Raw genomic sequence first — 16,843 nt, forward strand, 5'->3', positions numbered from 1 at the left:
TCAATCGAGGCGGGGTCCTGCCGGGGGCGGGCGGGGTCCGTGGGACCCCGCCCGCACGCGGCTCTGCGCTGTGGAAGAGGAGCTGGCTACTCGACCGGCTCGTTGAGGATGGTGGTCAGCTGCTCGTTGGCGGCGGCGAGGACCTCCTCGGGGTCACCGCCGTTGACGATCTCCAGAACGGCGCCCGGCAGGATCTTGCTGTCCTGGTCGGCGGCGGTCCAGCGCGGGGTGCTCGGGAAGAACGCGGTGTTCTGCATCTGGGTGGCGGCGGCGACGCGGGCCGGGTCCTTCTGGTACTCGTCGTCGGCCAGCAGGTCCGGGTACGCCGGGAAGAAGCCCGCGGCGTCCGCGTAGCCCTTGCCGCCCTCCTGGTCGCCCAGGACGGTCAGCAGCTCGAACGCGAGCTCGGGCTGCTGGGTGGTGGAGAACACGGAGAGGGCGGAGCCGCCGGCGAAGGCCGGCGCGATGCCGTCGGCACCCGGGATCGGGGCGGCGACGATCTCCTCCAGGACGGCCGGGTCCTCGGCCTGCTCCTCCATGGCGGTCAGCGCCCAGCCGCCGTCGATGTACATGCCGACCTGGCCGTTGGCCATGTCGGCGAGGGGCACCAGCTCGTTCTCGCCGACGTAGCCCTGCGGGGAGACACCGTCGTTGGTCAGGTCCGCGTAGAACTCGACGGCCTCGACGGTGGCGGGGTCGGTGAGGTTGCCCTCCCACTCGCCCTCGGCGTTCTGGGTGGCGATCTCGCCGCCGTTGCTCCAGATGAAGGAGGCGATGCCGTTGGTGAAGTCGGTCGGCGCGGCGAAGCCGGGGACGTCGTACTCCTCCCGGATGTCCTCGGCGACGGTCAGCAGGTCGTCCCAGGTGGCGGGGGGCTCGTGGCCGAGCTCCTGGAGCCAGTCGGCGCGGTAGTACAGGGTGCGCACGCCGGAGAACCACGGGACGCCGTACTGCACGCCGTCGTAGGTGCCGTACTCCAGGGCGTTCGGGTCGATGTCGCCGGACGCGTCCCAGCCGCCGACCTGCTCGGTGATGTCGAGCAGGGCGCCCTGGGAGGCCCAGCCGGCCACCTGGTCGTTGCCGATCTCGATGACGTCGGGGGCGTCGCCGCCCGCGAGGGCGTTGGTGATCGACTCCTGGGCGTCCGGCCAGGGGATGAACTCGACGTTGACGTCGACGTCCGGGTTGTTCTCCTGGAACCGGGCCTCGGCGCCCTCGAAGTACTCGACGAGGGGCGGCTGCGAGGTGCCCATGACCCACACGGTCAGGCTGTCGGCGTCACCGCCGCCATCGGAATCGGCACCGCCGCCGCAGGCTGCGGCGAGCAGGACCACGGACGCGGCCGCGGCGATCTTGGGGAACCTCATGATCAACCTATCTCCCTTCGCACGACGCGCCGGTGACCGGCGCCTGTGCTCGAACCGGGCTGGGATGATGGAACGTCATCCCCCGGTTCGACGTCTCTGTGGGGGGTGCTGGGATAGCACGTTGCCGTCCCGCCGGCGCGGGTACCGGAGGATCCGAGATGAACTCGGACCTGCCAGGACGTGACCTCCTGTGAGGTTGTGAGCTAAATTAACAGGAAACTTTCCTAATAAAAACAGGGTGAGGTGTCACGGTTATGTCTCAACGTCCGGGGACTCCCCGGCTGCTACGCCAGCTCAACGACCGTGCGGCGCTGGAACTTCTGCTGTCCGCGGGCCCGTTGACGAGGACGCAGCTGGGTACGAGGACCGGTCTTTCCAAGGTAACCGCGTCGCAGCTCCTCGCCCGGTTGGAGGAGCGCGACCTGGTACGCGTCGTGGGCAGCCAGGCCGGCGGGCGGGGCCCCAACGCGGCCCTGTACGCGGTGGTCCCGGAGAGCGCCTACGTCGCGGCCCTGGACGTCAGCGCCCGCTGCGTGACCGCCACGATCGCCGACATCACCGGCCGGATCGTCGGCGACGTCTCCGTCGACCCCAGCTCCTCCGACGACCCCGTCGCCCTGGTCCACACGGCCGTGATGCGCCTGGTCGAAACGGCGGAGGTGCCGCTGGACAGGCTCCGGGCCTGCGTCATCGGCACCCCCGGCGTGGTCGACCCGCGGACCGGTGACATCCGGTTCTCCTTCGACCTCATCTCGTGGCACGAGGGCATCCTCGAAGCGCTGCGCACCGACCTGAAGCGGTCGGTGATGATCGAGAACGACGTGAACCTGGCCGCCCTGGCCGAGCACGCCGAGGGCGCCGCCGCCGGGGTGCCGGAGTTCGTGCTCATCTGGCTCAGCGCCGCGGGCGGCGTCGGCATGTCCACCATGATCGGCGGCCGCATCCACCGGGGCCGCTCCGGCGGCGCGGGGGAGATCGGCTACCTGCCCGTCCCCGGCGCCCCCATGCCCGGCGACCTGGGCCTGTCCGGCGACTACGAGTCCCTGCGCGGCGGGGTGGACCAGGACCTGCCGCACGGCTTCCAGGCCCTGGTCAAGTCGGGCCGGGTCGTCGGCCTGGCAGCCGAGCACGGAGTGGAGGGCGGGGACGTCGTCGAGGTCGTGCGCAGCGCCGCGGCCTCGGACACCCCCGAGGCCGACGCCTTCCTGGACGCCTTCGCCGAGCGGCTCGCCCGCGGCGTGGCCGCGGTCAGCGTCATCCTCGACCCCGGCCTGGTCGTCCTGGGCGGCGACGTCGCCCGGGCGGGCGGCGCCAAGCTCGTGGAGCGGGTGCAGCAGGCGACCGCCAGGATCGCCCCCAACGCCACCGAGATCGCGCTGGGCTCCGTCGAGGGCGGCCCCGTCGTGCGCGGCGCCCTGCTGCACGCGCTGGAGCACGCCCGCGACGAGGTGTTCTCCTCCACCGTCTGAGCGGCCGGCCGCGCCCTCCCCCGCGCCCGCGGGGGAGGGGCCCGCCCCGGCCGCGCGCACGGAGCCCGGTGGCCGGCGCCTCAGACCGGGGCGCCCGGCAGGCGGACCATGGCCGTCCGCGGCCGCACCCGGATCGGCTCCTCCCGCTCCCACAGCTCCCGCAGCCCCGCGCCCCACTCCGCCCGCGGCAGCTCCGCGAACCCGCGGGCCGCGTACCAGGGGCCGTTCCAGGGCAGGTCGCGGAAGGTCGTCAGCGTCACGCGCGGCCGTCCGGCGGCCCACGCCCCGGCGCACACCGCCTCCGTCAGGGCCGAGCCGATCCCGCGCCGCCCGTGGTCGGCGTGCACCGCCAGCTGCTCCAGGTGCACGCCCCCGTCCAGCGCCACGGTGGCCGCCAGCCCCCGCACCGCGCCGTCCTCCACCGCCACCAGCACCGCGGCGTGGTCGAACAGCTCGCGCGGGTCGTCCGGCGGCAGCACCACCCCCGCCCGGGCGAACAGCGTGTCCGCGGACAGCGACGCCGCCACCGCGCCCGCCTCGTCCCCGGGCTCCATCGGCCTGATCTCCATCGCGGTCCCCTCTCGCAACACCCGCCATCCTGCCCGGCGCGGACCCGCGCCACCACGGGTTTTCACGGGCGCAGCCGCAGCCCCCGCGGGGTCACGTGGAAACCGGCCGAGACCAGGGCCGCGTCCAGGGGGGTCCCGAACACCTCGGCCCCGTCGGCCCGCTCCACCGTCACCGCGTCCAGCGCCCCGGCGCGCACCGCCCCGGCCAGGGCCGCGGCCGCCCGGGACAGCTCGTGCGGGGAGGCGCCCAGGGTGAGGGCCGAGCGCCCGCCCCGGCCCGCGTACAGGGTGGGCCGCCCGTCGTCGACCACGACCACGGCGCCCGCCGCCCGGGCCGGCCGGCCGCCCGCCTCCCCCTCCGGCCAGGGCAGGTCCCGGCCGAACGGGTTGGCGGGGTCGTCGGCGGCCAGCACGACGGGCGCCACCGCCCCGTCCCGGCTCCCCCCGGCCAGGGACCGCAGCCGGTCCACCGCCCCGGGCAGGGCGAACTGGGCGCCGCCCAGCCCCGCCACGAAGTACCCGCGGCGCACCCTCCCGGCCTCCTCCATCGACCGCAGCACCCGGTACTCCTCGGGGGAGATGCCGCCGCCCTGCCAGCCCTTGACCAGCACCCCCTGCCGCTCCAGCCGGGCCTGCACCGACGCCAGCACCCGGCGGGTGGGGTCGGGCTCGCGCTCGGGGAGCACCCACCACCGGCCCGCCGCCGTCGGCGGCCCCGACCGGGTGGGCAGCACCGCCCGCCGGGCCCGGCCGGGGCGCGGCGGGCGGGGGCGCGCCGCGCCGCCCGTCCCCAGCAGGGCCCGCACCGGCGCCAGCGTGTCGTTGGCGACCACGCCGTCCCAGACCAGGGCCCACAGCGCCGCCACCAGGTCGGCGTCGGCGGGAGCCCCCGCACCGCCGTCGCGGGTCACCCGGTCGGCGATGTCGCGGAAGAACAGCGCACCGCCCCCGCGCAGCGCCTCCAGCACCGCGTGCTCCACCGTTCCCGGCGCGGGCGGTACCGGGTCCGGGGCCAGCTCCCGCGCCTCGTCCGCGGGGAGCAGGACGACCCTGCCGTCCCCGCCGGGCAGTGGTCCGGCGCCCGCCCACACCACCTCGCCCGCCTGGGTGAGCTCGTCCAGCATCCGCGGTTCGTAGCCCTCCACCCGGGCGGGCAGCACCAGCGACTCCAGCGCCGACGCCGGGACGGGGGCGCCGCGCAGCGACTCCACCGCCTCGAACACCGCGTCCGGCCCCCGCCGCCGCTCGCCGGGCACCGCGCGCTGCCACAGCGGGGAGAACCGGGCCAGCGCCACCGGCTCGACCGGCTCCACCTCCGCCCGCAGCCGGGCGATCGAGCCCCGCCGCAGGCGGCGCAGCACCTCGGCGTCGCACCACTCCGTCCCCGAGCCCCCGGGGCGGAACCCGCCCCGCGAGACCCGGCCCTCCCGGGCCAGCGCCCGCAGTACCCCGGTGACGGCGTCCTCGCCCAGGCCCAGCCGGGCGGCGGCCCCGGCCGCGGTGAACGGCCCGTGCGTGCGCGCGTACCGGGAGACCAGGTCGCGCAGCGGGTCGCCGACCGGCTCCAGGAGTACCTCCGGGACGCCGGAGGGCGGTCGCGCGCCCAGCGCGTCCCGCAGCCGGGCGACGTCCTCCACCGCGCACCACCGCTCCACCGGGCCGGCGGCGGCCCCGGGCGCCGGCGACCCGTCGCCGGGCGGCTCCACGGTTCCGGGCAGGGCCATCCGCACGGCGCGGCCCGCCTCCTCCAGGGCGTGCAGCCACTCCGGGCGCACGCCCCGGGCAGCCGCCTCCCACCCGGTCAGCGGGCCCACCTCGCGCAGCAGGTCGGCCGCGCCCTCCTCGTCGCGCACCGGCGCCGCGGTGCGCTGGAGCAGGGCGTCGACCTCCCCGACCACCCCCGGGTCCAGCAGGTCCCGCAGATCGGTGCGCCCGAGCAGGTCCGACAGCAGCGACGGGTCCATGGACAGCGCCCCGGCGCGCGCCTCCGCCGCCGGGACGTCGCCCTCGTACAGGAACGCCGCCGTGTACTCCATCAGCAGCGACCGGGCGAAGGGCGAGGCGCGGTCGGTCTCCACCTCCACCACCCGCACCTCGCGCGAGCGCACCCCGCGCAGCACCTCCACCAGCGCGGGCACGTCGAACAGGTCCTGGAGGCACTCGCGCGCGGCCTCCAGCACGATCGGGAACGACCCGTAGCGGCCCGCCACGGACAGCAGGTGCGAGGCCCGCAGCCGCTGCTGCCACAGCGGCATCCGGCGGTCCGGGCGCTGGCGGGGCAGCAGCAGGGCGCGGGCCGCGCACTCGCGGAACCGCGACGCGAACAGCGCCGTGCCGGTCAGCTCGTCGGTGACGACCGCCTCCACCGTCTCGGGGTCCACCGCCACCAGCCCGGCCAGCACGCCGGGCTCGTCCAGCGCCCCCGCGGTCTCGGGCAGGTTCAGCACGATCCCGTCGTCCCCGTGCAGGACCCGGCTCTCCACCCCGAACCGCTCCCGGATCCGCGCGGCCAGGGCCAGCGCCCACGGCGCGTGCACCCGGTCGCCCAGCGGCGAGTGGACCACCACCCGGCGCTCGCCCACCTGGTCGCGGAACCGCTCGACCACGACCGTGCGGTCGTCGGGCACCTGTCCGACGGCCTCCCGCTGCTCGGCGACGTAGGCCGCCAGGTTGCGGGCCGCCCACGGGTCCAGCCCCGCGAACCCCGCCGCGGCCTCCTCCGGGGCCTCGCCCAGCCGCCGGATCGCCGCGCCCACGGCCCGGCCCAGCTCCACCGGGCGGCCCTGGGCGTCGGCCTTCCAGAACGGCATCCGCCCCGGCCGGCCCGGGGCCGGGGTCACCAGCACCCGGTCGGCGGTGATGGCGTCGATCCGCCACGAGCTGGAGCCCAGGACGAACACGTCGCCCACCCTGGACTCGTACACCATCTCCTCGTCCAGCTCCCCGACCCGGGTCGGGGCCCTCCGTCGCCCGCCGCCGCCCTCGGCGGACGCCTCCGGCGCGGCCCCTCCGGCGGCGTCCTCCGCCGCGCCGGCCAGGTGCACGGTGTACATGCCCCGGTCGGGGATGGTGCCCCCGGCGACCACCGCCAGCCGCTGGGAGTCCGGCCGGGCCCGCAGCACCCCGGCCCGGCGGTCCCACACCAGGCGGGGCCGCAGCTCGGCGAACTCGTCGGAGGGGTAGCGGCCGGACAGCATGTCCAGCACCGACTCCAGCACCGCGTCCCCCAGGCCGGAGAACGGCGCCGCCCGCCGCACCACCGCGGCCAGCTCGGCCACCGGCCACTCGTCCATCGCGACCATCGCGACGATCTGCTGGGCCAGCACGTCCAGCGGCGACCGGGGGACGCGCAGCGGCTCGATCTCGCCCGCGCGCATCCGCTCCACCACCACCGCAGTGGTGAGCAGGTCGCCCCGGAAGGCCGGGAGGAACACCCCCCGCGAGGTGCCGCCCACCCGGTGCCCGGCCCGGCCCACCCGCTGGAGGCCGGAGGCCACCGACGGGGGCGCCGCCACCTGCACCACCAGGTCCACCGCGCCCATGTCCACGCCCAGCTCCAGGCTGGAGGTGGCCACCACGCACCGCAGCCGCCCCGCCTTGAGGTCCTCCTCGACCACCGCGCGCTCGGCCTTGGACATGGACCCGTGGTGGGCGCGGGCGATCACCGGCGCGGCCCCCCGGCTGCTCCCGGACTGCGCGATGACGAGCGCCGGGACCTCCTCGGGCGGCGGGTCCGCGCCGTGCCGCTCCGCGTACAGGTCGTTGACGCGGGCGCACAGCCGCTCGGCGGTGCGCCTGCCGTTGGTGAACACGATGGTGGACCGGTGCTCCTCCACCAGGTCCAGCACCCGCCGCTCCAGGTGCGGCCACAGCGAGCCGCCCCCCGTCGGCGGGCCGGCCGGCGCTCCCGCGGACGGGCGGGCCGGGGGCCGCGGGGAGTCGGGGGCCGCCACCCGCGCGCCCGTCTCCTGCGCGTCCTCGGGGCCCGGGAGGGGCGGCGGGGCGGGCAGGTCGGGCTCCTCCATGTCGAACACCGGCACCGCCACGCCCAGGTCCAGGTGCGGGGTGTCCGGCGGGGCCACGATGTCGGCGCCGCCCAGGAACTCCGCGACCGCCTCCGCCGGGCGCACCGTCGCCGACAGGCCGATCCGCCGGGTGCGCCGCTCCACCAGCTCCTCCAGCCTCTCCAGGCTCAGGGCCAGGTGGGAGCCGCGCTTGGTGCCCGCCAGGGCGTGCACCTCGTCCACGATCACCGTCTCCACCCCGGCCAGCCCCTCGCGGGCCCGCGAGGTGAGGACCAGGAACAGGGACTCGGGGGTGGTGATGAGGATGTCCGGCGGCCGGGTCGCCATCCGCCGCCGCTCGTCCGCCGGGGTGTCGCCGGTGCGCACGCCCACCGTCACTGGGGAGACCGGCGCGCCCAGCTCCCGCGCGGCCGCCGTGATCCCCGCCAGCGGGGCGCGCAGGTTGCGCTCCACGTCCGCGGCCAGCGCCTTGAGGGGCGAGACGTACAGGACCCGGCAGCGCCGCGCCGGGTCCTGCGGCGCCGGGGAGGAGAGCAGCCGGTCCAGGGACCACAGGAACGCCGCCAGTGTCTTTCCCGACCCGGTCGGGGCCACGACCAGGGTGTCGCGGCCGCCGGCGACCGATGCCCACGCCCCCTCCTGCGCCGGGGTCGGGCCGTCGGGGAAGGCGTGTTCGAACCAGGCCCGGGTGGCGGGCCCGAAGGAGGACGGTGTCATCCGCCCAGTCTGCCCCGCGGGGGTGACGAATCCCGGTAGCCGGGGCTGTGGAGGACGGCCGACGCGGGTCGCGGGGATCGACGATACTGGGGCCGATGAGACTCACCGTGTTTTGGCAGAGGATGTACGAGCAGTTCGGCGAGGCGTACGCGCAGAGCCTGGCCAAGGACTACGTGATCGAGGGGCTGGGGTCGCGCACCGTCGAGGGCGCGCTCGCCGACGGCGCCTCCGCCAAGGAGGTCTGGCGCGCCGTCTGCGACGCGTTCGACCTCCCGGCGGCGGCGCGCTGACCCGCGGGGGCGTGGCCGGCCCGTAGAGAAAGGGGGGCGGCGCTTTTCGTGTTCGACCGGAAATCGAACAGGGGTTCGGGTAGGCTGGGGTTGTCCACAGGCCGACGCCGGAACATCGCGATTGTCCGACCGACCGCGTAGCGTCGTGCGCATCATGAAGAAGAAGGCATCGACCCAACAGGGGTATCCCGTGGCATCTGGAGATCGAGAGAAGGCTCTCGAAACCGCCCTCGCGCAGATCGAGCGGCAGTTCGGCAAGGGCTCCGTCATGCGCCTGGGCGACGACGACCGCCCGCCCATCGAGGCCATCCCCACCGGGGCGATCGCCCTCGACGTGGCCCTGGGCATCGGCGGCATTCCGCGCGGCCGGATCGTCGAGGTCTACGGGCCGGAGTCCAGCGGTAAGACGACCGTCGCGCTGCACGCGGTGGCCAATGCCCAGCGGCTCGGCGGCATCGCCGCGTTCGTCGACGCCGAGCACGCGCTCGACCCCGAGTACGCCAAGAAGATCGGCGTCGACACCGACAACCTGCTGCTGTCCCAGCCGGACACCGGCGAGCAGGCGCTGGAGATCGTCGACATGCTGATCCGCTCCGGCGCCGTCTCCATCATCGTCATCGACTCCGTGGCGGCCCTGGTGCCCCGCGCCGAGATCGAGGGCGAGATGGGCGACAGCCACGTCGGCCTCCAGGCCCGGCTCATGTCGCAGGCGCTGCGCAAGATCGCCGGCGCGCTCAACCAGACCGGCACCACCGCGATCTTCATCAACCAGCTCCGCGAGAAGGTCGGCGTGATGTTCGGCTCCCCGGAGACCACCAGCGGTGGCCGGGCGCTGAAGTTCTACTCGTCGGTGCGCCTGGACGTGCGCCGCATCGAGACCCTCAAGGACGGCACCGACGCGGTCGGCAACCGCACCCGCGTCAAGGTCGTCAAGAACAAGGTGGCGCCGCCCTTCAAGCAGGCCGAGTTCGACATCCTCTACGGGGTGGGCGTCTCCCGTGAGGGCAGCCTCATCGACCTGGGCGTGGAGAACGGCATCGTCCGCAAGTCGGGCGCCTGGTACACCTACGACGGCACCCAGCTCGGCCAGGGCAAGGAGAACGCGCGCAACTTCCTGCGCGAGAACTCCGACCTCGCCAACGAGGTCGAGAAGAAGATCAAGGAGAAGCTGGGCGTCTCCACCGGCGACGACAGCGCCACCGGCCCGCAGGCCCCGGCAGCGCCGGCCCCGGACAAGGCCGCCGACAAGGCCCCGGTGGCCGCCGAGGCCAAGGCCCCGGTCAAGAAGGCCCCGGCCAAGACCACCGTCAAGGCGCCCACGACGGATGTGTGAGCCGGACACCCCGCCGGACGGCGACGGCACCGGTGCCGCGCCCGCATCCGGCGGGGAGAAGGCACTGAACCGGGCCCGCGGGCTGGCCCTGCGGATGCTCGGGCACAAGCCGCGCACCGCCGCGCAACTGGAGGCGGGGCTGCTCCGGCGCGGCCACGAGGAGGAGGTCGTGGCCGCGGTGCTGGACGAGTGCACGCAGGCCGGGCTGGTGGACGACGCCGTCTTCTCCCGCGCCTGGGTGAGCTCGCGCCACCACGGCCGGGGGCTGTCCCGCGCCGCGCTCACCCGTGAGCTGCGCACCCGCGGCGTGGACGAGGAGACCGTGCGCGACGCGGTCGCCGAACTCGGCGACGAGGACGAGGCGGCCGCAGCCCGCGCCCTGGCCCGGCGCAGCCTCTCCGCCAGCCGCGGCCGGGAACGCGACACCCGCATGCGCCGGGCTCTGGGCGTGCTGGCCCGCAAGGGCTACGGCGGGGGTGTGTCCTACCGGATCGTCCGGGAGGAGCTGGAGTCCGAGGGCGCCGACATCGCCCCGGAGCCACCGGAGTGAGTCCCGCCCCGGCGCACGGGGCGCACGCGACCACGACCGGGAACGGGACGGGCACCGCCGCGGGGCGGGGCCGGGACGGGAGCACACCGTGACGCGAGGGGACGGCACGACCGAGGAGGCCGTTCCGATTCTGCGGGTGGCGGACGCGGCGGCGTCGGCGCGCTGGTACGCCCGGCTCGGGTTCGCCGTGGCATGGGAGCACCGGTTCGAGCCGGGGCTGCCGGCCTTCGTCGAGGTGCACCGCGGGCGGGTGCGGCTGTTCCTGTCCGAGCACGCCGGCGACGCCCGCCCCGACACCCTCCTCTACCTGCGGCTGAACGGCATCGACGCCGTCGCCGCGGAGTTCGGCGTCCCCGTGGGGGAGGAGCCGTGGGGCCGGGAGCTGGCGCTGCGCGACCCCGACGGCAACCGGATCCGGGTCGGGGAGCCGGTCGGCCCACCCCCGACCCCCGATCCCTGACCGCTCAGCCCCCGGTCACCGGACCGGGCCGCCCGGCGACCGGTACGGCACCGCCGGACCCCGCGCCGAAGGGCCCCGGCTCCGCCTCGGAACCCTCCGCGGCCGAGGCCGCCGACACGCCGCCCGGCGGCGTCTCCAGCGGCTCCGCCCCGTCCGCGGCCTCGGGCTCGGCCCGCGGTGCGGGCGGCTCGGTGGCCAGCTCCAGCGGCGGCACGTCCGCCTCGAACCCGAACACCCGGGCGTACAGCCCCAGCTCGGCCTCCAGCGACTCCCGGCGCGCCTTCTCCCCGGTGAACCCGTGCGCCTCGCCCTCGAACTCCACCAGCGCGTACGGCACCCCGCGCCCGCCCAGCGCCGTCGCCATGGTGAACGCCTGGTCCGGCGTCACCACCGGGTCCTCCAGGCCCTGGAGCAGCAGCACCGGCACGTCGATCTCCGCCGTCCGGTTGATCGGCGACCGCTCCCGGTACCGTTCCACGAACCCGGGCAGCAGGCCCACCAGCGTGTCCAGGAACCGCGACTCGAAGTCGTGCGTGGTCCGCACCAGCCCCAGCAGGTCGGCCACCCCGAAGTAGGACACCCCGCAGGCGAACACGTCCCCCGTGACCGCGGCCAGCGCCGTGTACCCGCCGGCGCTCGGGCCGCGCACCGCCAGGCGCGCCGGGTCGGCCTCGCCCCGCTCGACCAGGGCGCGGGCCACCGCCGTGATGTCCTCGACGTCCACCACGCCCCACTCCTTGTGCAGGCGCTTGCGGTAGGAGCGCCCGTAGCCGGTGGACCCGCCGTAGTTGACGTCCACCACGCCGATGCCCCGGCTGGTGAAGTACGCCCTGATCGGGTCGAACGCGGTCGTGGCGTGCGACACCGGCCCGCCGTGCACCCACACCGCGTACGGGGCGGGGCCCGTCCCGGAGTGCTCCGGGTGGGTCGGCGGGTAGACGTGGGCGTGCACCGGGGCGCCGTAGCGGCCCGGGAAGGTGGCCTTGCGGGGGACCGGCAGGTAGGCCGGGTCGGGGACCGACTCCATCGACCGGCGCAGCACCTCCACCCCGCCGCTCTCCGGGTCCAGTCGGACCAGCGACCAGGGGACGGTCGGGGAGGCCGCCACACCCACCACGGTGCGCCCGTCGGTGTCGAGCATCGCCCACGACGTGAGGTCCGTGTCCACCGGTGCCAGGTCCAGGGTGTCGGGGTCGTACACGCCCGGCGCCATGTCGGCGTCGCCGTGCAGCGCCACCACCCGGCCCGAGTCCAGGACGCAGAACGACCGGTCGCCCAGCCGTCCGGGCGGGGTGTGGAACTCCTCCTCGGCCGGGTACAGCGCGATCGCCGGGCCGGTGAGCCCCACCTGGTAGAGGTTCCAGAACCCGGGCCAGTCGGAGGCCGCGTACAGGGAGGAGTCGTCGATCCAGACCGGGGAGACCACCGACTCCTCCGAGGAGCCCTTGATGGTGTACTCGCCGGTCAGCCCGTTCCCGTCGAACAGGCCCATCCGCAGCTCGGTGCCGTCCCAGGGCATCTTGGGGTGGTTCCACCGCACGTACGCCAGCCGGGTGCCGTCGGGGGAGGGGGCGGGGGAGGCGTAGAAGTCGGCGCCCGACACGATCTCGCGCACCGCCGACGGGTCCTGTGCCCCCCGGCCCGACAGCGGCACCGACACGATCGACCGGCGCACCGTGCCCCCGGCGTGCTGCTCGCGCACGCACAGGACGCTGCGGCCGTCGGGCCCGGGGACCGGGTCGGCGTAGCGCAGCGCCGCGGGCGCGTCCGGTTCGGGGGTGAGCGGGACCGGCTCCGCCGCGCCCTGCTCCAGCAGGTAGAGGCGCTGGTCGGGGTGGTTGGCGAAGACGACGCCCATGCGGACCAGGGCCTTGTCGTCGCGGCGGGGCACGGGGCGGTAGGACCGGCCCCCGTACTCGTGCACGCGGCTGCCCACGCTCCACGGGGCGGCGAGCAGTTCGACGGCGGTGCCGTCGGCGCCGCGCCGCATGATGGTCCGGCGGCCTTCCTCCGGTCGGCTCTCCTCCCACCAGACCTCGTCCCCCACCACGGAGGGGAAGGCGAGGGCGCGCACCCCCCGGGCGACGTCGTCGGCGCTGATGGGCGATGGCCAGGAGCCGTGGCTCGACAGTTCAGACATGTCCCGCTCAGGATGGGTCGTGGGGTGGATCGGATGACATGTCGACCTTAGTCCTCGCGGGCCCGCGTGTGCAGTCCCATGCGGCCCCCGATCCGCCGGGTGCGGGGCCTCCGGCCGCCGGCGTGCGGGAACGCCGAAGGCCCCGTCCGCGGACGGGGCCTTCGGTCGGGCACCGGGGGTGCGGCCCGCTCCGCGCGGTCGCGGATCAGGGCTGCTTGCGCCCCCCGCCCCCGTCGGGCTCCTCGGGGGGTGCCTCCGCGGCGGCGGCCCCGTCGGCCGTGCCGGTCGCGTCGACCCCGACCGGGGCGCCGCCGACGGCGGTCGGCCTGGCCGAGGAGCGGCCGCGCCGGGCGTTGCGCCGCTCCAGCCAGATCGCCACCCGGCTCAGGGCGAGGTTGATGACGATGTAGATGACCGCGCAGATGATCGCCGCCGGGATCACGTTGCTCTCGCGGGTCGCCAGCAGCGTGAAGCTGCGCAGCAGCTCCGGGAAGGCCACGATGTAGCCGAGCGCGGAGTCCTTGAGCAGGACCACCAGCTGGGCGACGATCGCGGGCATCATCGCCGTGATCGCCTGCGGGATCAGGATCTGCCACATCGTCTGCGTCCGGGTCATGCCGACGGCCTGGGCGGCCTCGGCCTGGCCCTTGGGCACCGCCAGGATGCCCGCGCGGAACACCTCCGCCAGCACCGACCCGTTGTACAGGGTCAGGCCGGTGACGACCGCGGCCAGCGCGGTCACCTGGAAGGTGCCGGTCGGGATGTCGAACGCCTGCCAGGCGACGATCGGCAGCGCCATGGTGAAGAAGATGAGCATCAGCAGCGGGATGCCGCGGAAGAACTCCACCACGGCCCCCGCCGGGACGCGGATCCACCAGCGCTCGGACATCCGGCCGATGCCGAAGACGAGACCGAACAGCACGGCCAGCACCGAGGCGGTCAGCGCCGCCGTCAGCGTGTTCTGCAGACCGGGGATGACGTACCCGGTCCACGTGTCCGGCCGCAGGAACGGCTCCCACTTCTCGGCCGCCCACTGGCCGTCCGGGTTGACCGCCCACGTGGCCGCCGAGAACAGCGGCCCCTCGCGGTCGGCCAGGGTCCGGTTGAACCCCAGGTACAGGACGGCGAGGCCGACCACCGCCAGGAGCACGGTGAAGACGGTGTAGACGATGTTGCGCTGCCGGGCGCGGGGGCCCGGTGCGTCGAAGAGGACCGAGTTCTGGGCGCTCATCGGACCACCGCCACGCGCTTGGACAGCCAGCCGAAGAAGTAACCCATCGGCAGGGTCAGGATCAGGAAGCCGATCGCGAATCCGACGAAGGTCGGCAGGACCGGTGCGATGCCCTGGTCGAACATGAGCTTCATCTGGCGGGACGCCTCCTGGACGCCCAGCCCCGCGACGGAGGCGACGGTGGTGTTCTTGGTGAGCGCGATGAGCACACTGCCCAGCGGGCCCACGACGGTGCGCAGCGCCTGGGGGATGACGATCATGCGCAGGTTCTGGGTGAAGGTCAGCCCCAGGGAGCGGGCCGCCTCGACCTGTCCGAGCGGGATCGTGTTGATGCCCGACCGCAGCGACTCGGAGACGAAGCAGGACGTGTAGGCCGACAGTCCGATGACCGCCCACCAGAAGACGTCCGTGGCGACGGTGTCGGCGAAGCTCAGGCCCAGGGCGCTGTTGAGGCCCAGCCCGCAGAACAGCAGCACCAGGGTCAGCGGCGTGTTCCGGATGCCTTCGACGTAGGCGGTGGACAGACCGCGTAGCAGCGGGACGGGGGAGACCCGCATGGCGGTGAGCAGGATGCCCAGGATGAAGGAGAACAGTGCACTGAGGAGGGTGAGCCGGACGGTCCATGAGAAACCGTCGACAACCCTGTCGATATTGCTGAGAAAGGCTTCCATGGGTCCCAGCCGGTCAAGGGCCGGGAGGTGGGGCCGGGCCGGGCCCGGCCCCACCTCCCGGACGGGGTTGGTTGGCGGTTATCAGGCGCAGGCGTCGAGCTCGGGGACGGACTCCTCGTAGGCGAAGTCGGTCTCGCCGAAGGCGGCCTCCAGGTACTCGGCGGCCTGGCCCTCGTCCCACATCTTGGTGATGGCCGCGTTGATCTCCTCGCAGCGCTCGGTGGAGCCGGCGGGCAGGCCCACGCCGTACTTCTCCTCGCCGAACGGGTTGTTGACGACCCGGTACTGGCCCGGGTTCTGCGCGGCGAAGCCCGCGAGGATGGTGTTGTCGGTGGTCACCGCGTCCACGGTGCCGTTGCCGAGCAGCTCCAGGCACTCGGAGTAGTTGCCGGCCTCGCGCAGCTGCGCGTCGACGCCCAGGCCGCCGTCCTCCTCGGAGTCCACGATGTTGTTCGCGGAGCGGGAGCCGGAGGCCGAGCACAGGGTCTTGCCGGCGAGGTCCTCGGGGCCGTTGATCTCGGAGTCGTCGGCCTGGGTCAGGATGTCCTGCTGGGCGACGTAGTACGGGCCGGCGAAGTCCACGACCTGGCGGCGCTCGTCGGTGATCGAGTAGGTCGCCACGATCATGTCGACGGTGCCCTGCTGGAGGAACGACTCGCGGTTGGCGGAGGCGGCCTCGGTCCACTCGATCTGCTCGGGGGTGTAGCCGAGCTCGCCCGCGATGTAGGTGGCGACGTCCACGTCGAAGCCGACGGGGGTGCCGCCCTCGTCCAGGCCCAGGCCCGGCTGGTCGTACTTGACGCCGATGGTGATGGTGTCGCCACCGCCGTTGCCCTCGCCGCCACCCTCGCCGCCGTCTCCGCCGACCTCGGCGGTGCCACAGGCGGACAGGGCGAGGGCCAGGGCCGCGGCGCTGCCCAGGGCGGTGCTGATGCGACGGACTCGCATTGGGGTTACCTCTTCCTTAGGGTTCGTGCGAAGCTCACTCGGCCCTTGTGGGGCCGTGGGGAACCGGTTAGTGGGTCAGGATCTTGGAGAGGAAGTCCTGGGCCCGCTCCGACCGGGGGTTGGTGAAGAACTCGTCCGGGGTGTTCTCCTCGACGATCTCTCCGTCGGCCATGAACACGACGCGGTTGGCGGCGCGACGGGCGAACCCCATCTCGTGGGTGACCACGACCATGGTCATACCGTCCTTGGCGAGGTCGGTCATGACGTCGAGCACCTCCTGGACCATCTCGGGGTCCAGGGCCGAGGTCGGCTCGTCGAAGAGGATGACCTTGGGGCTCATCGCCAGGGCGCGGGCGATGGCCACGCGCTGCTGCTGGCCGCCGGAGAGCTGGGCCGGGTACTTCTGGGCCTGGTTGCCGATACGGACCCGGTCCAGCAGTTCCATGGCGTGGGCCTCGGCCTCGCCGCGGGGCTTGCGCAGGACCTTCATGGGCCCCAGCGTCACGTTCTGCAACACGGTCTTGTGCGCGAACAGGTTGAACGACTGGAAGACCATGCCCACATCGCTGCGCAGGCGGGCGAGCGCGCGCCCCTCGGCCGGGAGCGGCTGGTCGTCGAGCCTGATCTCGCCGGAGTCGATCGTCTCCAGGCGGTTGATCGTGCGGCACAGCGTCGATTTGCCGGACCCGGACGGCCCGATGACGACTACCACCTCGCCGGAGTTGACCGTCAGGTTGATGTCGCGGAGCACGTGCAGGTCGCCGAAGTGCTTGTTGACGTTCTCCAGCACGACGAGAGGAGTTGAAGTCATGGTCGGAACCTAGTGGGTCGATGTTGCGCTGTCATCACTAAAAACGACGGCCGCAAGCGGAGTGGCTGACTTGTTACTGCGTGATCGATGAAACCGTTATGCGAACAGAGCATTGGTACCCGTTTCGTCACCCAGTGTACTGGAATCGTTTCCAGCGGTTTCGGGGCACACGCTGCCCCATCACCAGAAGACCGTCACTTTCCCCCAGTTCACCTGTCCGATATCAGGCCGGGCGTCACTAAACCGGCCCCGCCCGCGGGGA

The 16,843-nt window shown here is 74.1% G+C and carries 13 protein-coding genes; 5 read left to right on the forward strand and 8 right to left on the reverse strand.

The window, feature by feature from the left end; all coding sequences use genetic code 11:
* Window positions 1-86: 86 nt before the first annotated feature.
* Window positions 87-1,367, reverse strand: coding sequence for an extracellular solute-binding protein (locus BUE45_RS05435; RefSeq protein WP_073375910.1), 1,281 nt, complete (start codon window positions 1,365-1,367; stop codon window positions 87-89).
* A gap of 254 nt (window positions 1,368-1,621) precedes the next feature.
* On the opposite strand from BUE45_RS05435, the gene BUE45_RS05440 reads away from it, so the two are divergent.
* Window positions 1,622-2,836: an ROK family transcriptional regulator gene (locus BUE45_RS05440; protein WP_073375914.1), complete on the forward strand. Its 1,215-nt coding sequence runs from the start codon at window positions 1,622-1,624 to the stop codon at window positions 2,834-2,836.
* Window positions 2,837-2,916: 80 nt separating this feature from the next.
* Here the strand turns inward: BUE45_RS05440 and BUE45_RS05445 are convergent, their stop codons facing one another.
* A complete protein-coding gene (locus BUE45_RS05445) occupies window positions 2,917-3,405 on the reverse strand; it encodes a GNAT family N-acetyltransferase (RefSeq protein WP_073375916.1) in 489 nt (162 codons plus the stop codon).
* A 62-nt stretch (window positions 3,406-3,467) separates the two neighbouring features.
* Entirely contained in the window at window positions 3,468-8,147 is a 4,680-nt protein-coding gene (locus tag BUE45_RS05450; RefSeq protein WP_073375917.1) for a DEAD/DEAH box helicase, read from the reverse strand.
* Between the two features lie 95 nt (window positions 8,148-8,242).
* On the opposite strand from BUE45_RS05450, the gene BUE45_RS05455 reads away from it, so the two are divergent.
* From BUE45_RS05455 to BUE45_RS05470, 4 genes are all read left to right on the forward strand, one after another.
* Window positions 8,243-8,437 carry a DUF3046 domain-containing protein gene (locus tag BUE45_RS05455; RefSeq protein WP_073375918.1) on the forward strand — a complete coding sequence of 65 codons (195 nt, stop codon included), beginning with the start codon at window positions 8,243-8,245 and terminating at the stop codon, window positions 8,435-8,437.
* Between the two features lie 190 nt (window positions 8,438-8,627).
* Window positions 8,628-9,770 (forward strand): recombinase RecA, encoded by a 1,143-nt coding sequence (recA, locus tag BUE45_RS05460; RefSeq protein WP_073375922.1) that lies wholly within the window; start codon window positions 8,628-8,630, stop codon window positions 9,768-9,770.
* A complete protein-coding gene (locus BUE45_RS05465; RefSeq protein ID WP_073375926.1) occupies window positions 9,763-10,320 on the forward strand; it encodes a regulatory protein RecX in 558 nt (185 codons plus the stop codon). Before recA ends, BUE45_RS05465 begins: the two co-directional genes overlap by 8 nt.
* An 88-nt stretch (window positions 10,321-10,408) precedes the next feature.
* Entirely contained in the window at window positions 10,409-10,780 is a 372-nt protein-coding gene (locus BUE45_RS05470; RefSeq protein ID WP_073375929.1) for a glyoxalase superfamily protein, read from the forward strand.
* A 4-nt stretch (window positions 10,781-10,784) separates the two neighbouring features.
* Here the strand turns inward: BUE45_RS05470 and BUE45_RS05475 are convergent, their stop codons facing one another.
* From BUE45_RS05475 to BUE45_RS05495, 5 genes are all read right to left on the reverse strand, one after another.
* Entirely contained in the window at window positions 10,785-12,920 is a 2,136-nt protein-coding gene (locus tag BUE45_RS05475) for a S9 family peptidase (protein WP_084736969.1), read from the reverse strand.
* 205 nt (window positions 12,921-13,125) lie between these two features.
* Window positions 13,126-14,151, reverse strand: coding sequence for an amino acid ABC transporter permease (locus BUE45_RS05480; RefSeq protein WP_073375934.1), 1,026 nt, complete (start codon window positions 14,149-14,151; stop codon window positions 13,126-13,128).
* A complete protein-coding gene (locus BUE45_RS05485) occupies window positions 14,148-14,822 on the reverse strand; it encodes an amino acid ABC transporter permease (RefSeq protein WP_073375937.1) in 675 nt (224 codons plus the stop codon). Before BUE45_RS05485 ends, BUE45_RS05480 begins: the two co-directional genes overlap by 4 nt.
* A gap of 81 nt (window positions 14,823-14,903) precedes the next feature.
* Window positions 14,904-15,770, reverse strand: a complete 867-nt coding sequence (locus BUE45_RS05490) for a glutamate ABC transporter substrate-binding protein (RefSeq protein WP_073375941.1) — start codon at window positions 15,768-15,770, stop codon at window positions 14,904-14,906.
* Window positions 15,771-15,837: 67 nt separating this feature from the next.
* Window positions 15,838-16,581 (reverse strand): amino acid ABC transporter ATP-binding protein, encoded by a 744-nt coding sequence (locus BUE45_RS05495; RefSeq protein ID WP_178378460.1) that lies wholly within the window; start codon window positions 16,579-16,581, stop codon window positions 15,838-15,840.
* Window positions 16,582-16,843 lie beyond the last annotated feature (262 nt).

This window comes from Nocardiopsis flavescens (assembly GCF_900141985.1).
GTDB lineage: Bacteria > Actinomycetota > Actinomycetes > Streptosporangiales > Streptosporangiaceae > Nocardiopsis > Nocardiopsis flavescens.

Bases quoted from the DNA above. Each gene is read 5' to 3' on its own strand.
- BUE45_RS05485 (WP_073375937.1), bottom strand. From the start codon at position 14,822: ATGGAAGCCTTTCTCAGCAATATCGACAGGGTTGTCGACGGTTTCTCA.
- BUE45_RS05480 (WP_073375934.1), bottom strand. From the start codon at position 14,151: ATGAGCGCCCAGAACTCGGTCCTCTTCGACGCACCGGGCCCCCGCGCC.
- BUE45_RS05495 (WP_178378460.1), bottom strand. From the start codon at position 16,581: ATGACTTCAACTCCTCTCGTCGTGCTGGAGAACGTCAACAAGCACTTC.
- BUE45_RS05490 (WP_073375941.1), bottom strand. From the start codon at position 15,770: ATGCGAGTCCGTCGCATCAGCACCGCCCTGGGCAGCGCCGCGGCCCTG.
- BUE45_RS05450 (WP_073375917.1), bottom strand. From the start codon at position 8,147: ATGACACCGTCCTCCTTCGGGCCCGCCACCCGGGCCTGGTTCGAACAC.
- BUE45_RS05445 (WP_073375916.1), bottom strand. From the start codon at position 3,405: ATGGAGATCAGGCCGATGGAGCCCGGGGACGAGGCGGGCGCGGTGGCG.
- BUE45_RS05475 (WP_084736969.1), bottom strand. From the start codon at position 12,920: ATGTCTGAACTGTCGAGCCACGGCTCCTGGCCATCGCCCATCAGCGCC.
- BUE45_RS05455 (WP_073375918.1), top strand. From the start codon at position 8,243: ATGAGACTCACCGTGTTTTGGCAGAGGATGTACGAGCAGTTCGGCGAG.
- BUE45_RS05440 (WP_073375914.1), top strand. From the start codon at position 1,622: ATGTCTCAACGTCCGGGGACTCCCCGGCTGCTACGCCAGCTCAACGAC.
- BUE45_RS05435 (WP_073375910.1), bottom strand. From the start codon at position 1,367: ATGAGGTTCCCCAAGATCGCCGCGGCCGCGTCCGTGGTCCTGCTCGCC.
- BUE45_RS05465 (WP_073375926.1), top strand. From the start codon at position 9,763: ATGTGTGAGCCGGACACCCCGCCGGACGGCGACGGCACCGGTGCCGCG.